The 3,064-nt window shown below is 64.4% G+C and carries 3 protein-coding genes; all 3 read left to right on the forward strand.

The window, feature by feature from the left end; all coding sequences use genetic code 11:
* Nucleotides 1-434 (forward strand): phytoene desaturase family protein (locus tag WBF74_RS14425; protein WP_424441143.1); only part of this gene is annotated, 434 nt, incomplete at its 5' end.
* 3 nt (nucleotides 435-437) lie between these two features.
* A complete protein-coding gene (locus WBF74_RS14430; protein WP_424441145.1) occupies nucleotides 438-2,006 on the forward strand; it encodes a phytoene desaturase family protein in 1,569 nt (522 codons plus the stop codon).
* Nucleotides 2,003-3,064 (forward strand): hypothetical protein (locus WBF74_RS14435; protein ID WP_424441147.1); only part of this gene is annotated, 1,062 nt, incomplete at its 3' end. The genes WBF74_RS14430 and WBF74_RS14435, both read left to right, overlap by 4 nt.

Here is a 3,064-nt window from a genome sequence, read left to right on the forward strand (position 1 = left end):
TCCCGTCTCTCATCGACCCGAGCCTCGCCCCGCCCGGCAAGCACGTGCTTTCCGCGCTGGTGCAATTCGTGCCGGAAGAACTGCATGACGGCGCATGGACGGCGGATCGCCGCGATGCGCTGCGGGATCTCGTGACAACGCGGCTTTCGGAAGTAAGCCCCGGCATAGAGACGCGCATTCTCGCTTGCGAGGTGCTGCTGCCCGGCGACATTGAAAACGAGATCGGCCTCACGGGCGGTGATCTTGCCTATGGCGAGACGACGCTTGACCAGATGTTTGCCAACCGGCCCTTTCCGGGGCAAGGCGGCGCGGCGACACCGCTCAAGAACTTCTATCTCTGCTCGCCAAGCGCGCATCCCGGCCCCTTCATCATGGGCGCGCCGGGAGCCAACGCGGCGGCTGAACTTCTCTCCAACATAAAGGGGAGGAGATAGGCGATGCTGCGCGTGGGCAACACTTTCGATGCGATCGTGATCGGCGCGGGCCATAACGGCCTCGCCGCTGCGGCGCGTCTTGCGCAGCAGGGCCGGAAGGTGTTGGTGCTCGAGGCGCTGGAAATGCCGGGCGGTGCGGCAGCTACATCGCAGATTGTGCCGGGCTATGCCGCACCGGCTGTCGCCCATCTCGTCGAAGGAGTGCCGCGCCGTATCGAGCGCGGGTTGAAACTCGCCAGGCATGGGCTTCGCTATGCGGCGCGCGATGTGCCGACTGTTGCGCTCGACAGGGACGGCAACCATGTGCTGCTGCCGAATAATCGCAAGCAATTTGCCGCATTCAGATCGCGCCTGCCGAAAGATGCGGACGCCTATCGTGATTATGTCGCGCTTCTGCGCGCACAGGCCGCGCTGATTGAGCCGCTGCTCGGTGATACGCCGCCTGACATGAATGATCCGGCTGCGATGCGCCGCTTTTTCCGCCGCCTTGTCTGGCGCGGGCAGTTTTCCGGTCGCGCCACGCTCAAATCACTGATGCAGACGTTGCCCGAAAGCATCGGTGACAGGCTTGATGCGGAGTTTACGTCGCCTCTGCTGAAAGGCGCCCTGGCGTTTGATGCCATTCAGGGGGGTGCGGAAGGCCCCTATGCGCCGGGCACCGCTTTCCGCGCGGTATGGCGCGAAGCAATCCGCATGCAGGGGAGCGGGCTGCGGCAGATTTCCGGCGGCACGGGCGCGTTGGCCGATGCGCTTGCGGCAGCCATTGCATCGCAGGGCGGCGAACTCCGCTTTGGCGCGCGCGTTGTGCGTATTCTTGTAGAGGGCAATGAAGCGGCAGGTGTGGAACTTGCCGATGGTACGGTGCTGCGCGCGCCGCTTGTCATCTCCGGTATCAATCCGCGCGTGACCCTGCTCGGTCTTCTCGGGGCTGACCGGCTCGAAACGCAACCGGCGATGGAACTGCGTCACGCAAAGCCCAAGGGCACGCTCGCAAAGCTCAATCTCGCGCTTGAAACAGCACCGCATTTCACGGGGCTTGCGCCGGAGTTTCAGGGCGCGCGGCTTCTCATCGCGCCCTCGCTGCGCGAGGTGGATGAAGCGGCGATGGTATGCCGCGAAGGCGGCTTCGTCTCAGAGCCGATGATGGAGCTGCATGTACCGAGCATTGCCGATCGCTCGCTTGCGCCGGAGGGACAGCATATTCTCTCTGTCATCGTGCATCATGTGCCGTTTGATGTGGATGGCGGCTGGGAAGCGCGGCGCGAAATATTCGTGCAGAAGGTGGTGCGTACCATCGACACCTATGCGCCCGGCATTGCCGATGCGATGATTGCAGGCGAGATTTTGACGCCGCCTGATATCGAGCGGAAATATGGGCTGGCCGGTGGTGACTGGCATCAGGGGGATTTACGGCTCGACAGGCTGCTCGGCTTCCGCCCGTCGCCAGCCTTCGGGCGATATGAAACGCCGGTGAAAGGGCTTTATCTCTGTGGCGCGGGCAGCCATCCGGGCGGCGGTGTGACCTGCCTGCCGGGCTGGCTTGCCGCCGAGAAAGCCGGGGAGGGGAAATGACGACACCGGAAATCCCTCTTCAGACGGAAGAAGCCTTCGCGGAAACGGAACGAACGGAAAGCACGAGCGAGCGGGCACAGGCTGCGCACGCCCCGCTTGAGCCTGTGCCTGCCGATGGGGTGTTCGCGCGCGCTGTGCTGACATCGCCGCTTCATCTGGAAGTCGCCGCAGAAAGCCGCACGAACCGCTGGATGGAGTGGAACGGCTACACCGTGCCGGAGGTGCTGAGCAATGCGGATGAGGAATATCGCGCGCTGCGGGCCGCGGCGGTGGTGATGGATATTTCGCCGCTCCGGAAATACCGCATCGCGGGGCGCGATGCGCTGCGCTATCTCGACCGGCTTGTCGCCGGCGGCATGAAGCCGCTGGGTGTGGACCGTGCACGCCACGTCATCTTCTGCGAAAGCGCAGGTATGGTACTGGGGGACGGGCTGCTCTTCTGCGTGGGCGAGGATGAATACCGTCTTGTGACGGAGGAAGCGCATCTCGCCTGGCTGATGGACAGTGCGGAAGGCTTCCGCATGCGTGTGGAAGATGTGAGTGCGGCGCTCGCGGGGCTTGCGGTGCAGGGGCCGCTTTCGACGCTTGCTCTCGTACTGGCCGGAGCCGACGGCATCGAGGCGCTGGCACCGGGTGCAGGCGGTAATGTGTTGCTCGCCGGAATGCCGGTCTATGTGAGCCGCACCGGTGCGACGGGCGATCTCGGCTATGAACTCTGGTGCGATGCGGAGGATGCGCCGCATCTCTGGCGCGTTCTTCTGGAAAAAGCGGGTCCTTCAGGCCTGCGGCCTGCGGGCTTTGCCTTGCGGGAGCTTGCACGGCTTGAGGCGGGGCACCCAAGGGCGGGCCAGGACTATCTCTCCGCCTTTGCCGCGATAGATGGCCGGGACGCGCTGCCACCTGCCGCCATCTGGCCCGGGTTCGAGATTTCGGCGATGAAGTTGCTTTTCAATGGCGGTGCGGCCTTGCGGGCAATGCGGGATGTGCCGCCCGCCCGCCGAATTCTGCGCCTTGCCGTGGAAGGGCTTGAGCCGATGCGTTTTTCCGCCGTTCTGTCG

Source organism: Parvibaculum sp., assembly GCF_049672805.1.
GTDB lineage: Bacteria > Pseudomonadota > Alphaproteobacteria > Parvibaculales > Parvibaculaceae > Parvibaculum.

Excerpts from the sequence above, each read along its gene's own strand:
- WBF74_RS14430 (WP_424441145.1), top strand. The coding sequence starts at position 438 with ATGCTGCGCGTGGGCAACACTTTCGATGCGATCGTGATCGGCGCGGGC.